General features: G+C 59.8%; 1 protein-coding gene. It reads left to right on the top strand.

The genetic code is table 11. From position 1 onward, the window contains the following. The first annotated feature begins 574 nt into the window (after window positions 1–574). Window positions 575–1,561 carry an ABC transporter substrate-binding protein gene (locus IVB42_RS13890; protein WP_247395897.1) on the top strand — a complete coding sequence of 329 codons (987 nt, stop codon included), beginning with the start codon at window positions 575–577 and terminating at the stop codon, window positions 1,559–1,561. Window positions 1,562–1,885 lie beyond the last annotated feature (324 nt).

Genomic DNA, 1,885 nt, shown 5'->3' with positions numbered 1-1,885 from the left:
ACTGAGCCCTACCTTTCGATGAGCAGTGGCACAGCGGGGAGAGCAGCAGCGGCAGCGGGTTCAAGCAGCGGCACTGACCTGTCGCGAAAAGATGTCAAGGTGGGGCTGACTGATACCGTTTAAAGCCGCGTCAGCTCGGCTCGAACCTTGCGTGTCACTGCGTGCCGAGCGGCGAGCCTGGCAGCGCATTAGATGTCCGATTCGGGCACACGTTTACCTAGTCGACTGGAAGAGCATGATCTGAGCAACGGCAAACACAACTCACGATTTATGAACGCGCGGAGGTTTCACACAACCGCTGAGGCATAGAAGGGCACGGCGCGCGAGACGGACTCAGATCGCATGACGCGCAGCGCGAGATAAATGTCTCTTCCTGGCCCGTTGCGTCAGTTGTGGCAGTGCGGCCACATGTCCGCTCCCGGCGGTGGCTCGGAAATCACGAACTCAGGGCCGATCGATGCGATTGACGGACGCGAGATGGACAGCCTGAGAACTTCAGCGCAAATTCACCTTTGAAGCGAGTCCTGACAATTGTGCATCGCTGTTCCTATCGCGGCGTATTTTGGAGCGACAAATGCGGCGGCGAGATTTCATTAGAGGAATTACGGCTGTTTCGGCAACGTTGCCGGTTGCTGCGGGCGCCCAGCAACTATCTGCGCAGCCGCTGATCAGATTCCTTAGTACGCGCTCGCCCGAAGAAGCTACGATTCACATGGATGCCTTCCGCCGCGGGCTCGAAGAGATGGCCTATGTGGAAGGCCGTAACGTCGCCGTCGAGTATCGCTGGGCGAAGGGCGATTACAGTCAGTTGGGGCCCCTTGTCGCCGATCTGCGGAGCCGACCGCTTTCGGTCATTGTTGCTACCGGCGATCCTGCCGCACTCGCAACCAAGGCGGCGGGCATCGCCGTGCCGCTTGTCTTCGTCGTCGGGCAGGATCCAGTGCGCGCCGGTCTGGTCGCAAGTATGAATCGGCCAGGCACGGCCACGGGTGTAAACTTCTTCACGGGCGATCTGGGCGCCAAACGGCTGGGGCTTCTCTGCACCTTGGTCCCCTCGGCTCGCGTTGTGGGGCTTTTGCTCAACCCGGCCTTCGGAATGGAAGCGTTCGACGAGTTCCGGCGGTCGGTAGGCAGCGCAGCTCAGTCGCTCGACCGTGAGGTAATCGTGCAGAGCGCAACAACCGATGTTGAGATCGAGGCCGGTTTCGCGGCGTTGACTAAAGCTGGCGTTTCGGCGCTGATGGTGCAGAACGATCCATTCTTCGACTCTCGGCGGAGCAAGATCATTGCTCTCTCGTCTACTCACAAATTGCCCGGCATCTTCCACATTCGAGAGTTTCCGGCGGATGGCGGACTAATGAGTTATGGTGCCAGCCTCGCCGACGCTTACCGCCAAGTCGGAGTGTATGCGGGCAAGATCCTACGCGGAGCGAAACCGGTCGATCTTCCAGTCCTCCGGCCGACGAAGTTCGAGCTGGTCATCAACATGCGAGCTGCGAAGGCACTCACCCTCACAGTACCACCAGCCATTCTCATAGAGGCCAACGAACTGATTGAGTGAAATCGGGAGGTGTCCGGAACTGGCCCATCAGCGAAGAGGCAGCGGCGCCCACGAGGTCCGCTCACTGAGGCATGGCGGACCCGATTTGCTCAGGTTGAGTTCTTCGCATGTTGACTCGAAGCCGACCTCGGCAAGGCTCCGACTGAGGTCCGCAGCGGACCCTCAGTGAACATGGGCAGCTAAGGCCATCCCCAACACTGCCCATAAGCTTAACCCGATCAATTGGACTCCTTGGCCGTTAGCCGTAGGCTACCCAGCGGGCGAGACCGGCGGAAAGCCATGGTTGTCGAGACGCGCTATGTGACCAGCGGCGAGGTCTTCGTC

Origin of the sequence: Bradyrhizobium sp. 45, assembly GCF_023073155.1 — a bacterium.
Taxonomy (GTDB): domain Bacteria; phylum Pseudomonadota; class Alphaproteobacteria; order Rhizobiales; family Xanthobacteraceae; genus Bradyrhizobium; species Bradyrhizobium canariense_D.
Note: the sequence above shows the minus strand (reverse complement) of the source record. Positions and strands in the feature narration are given on the sequence as shown.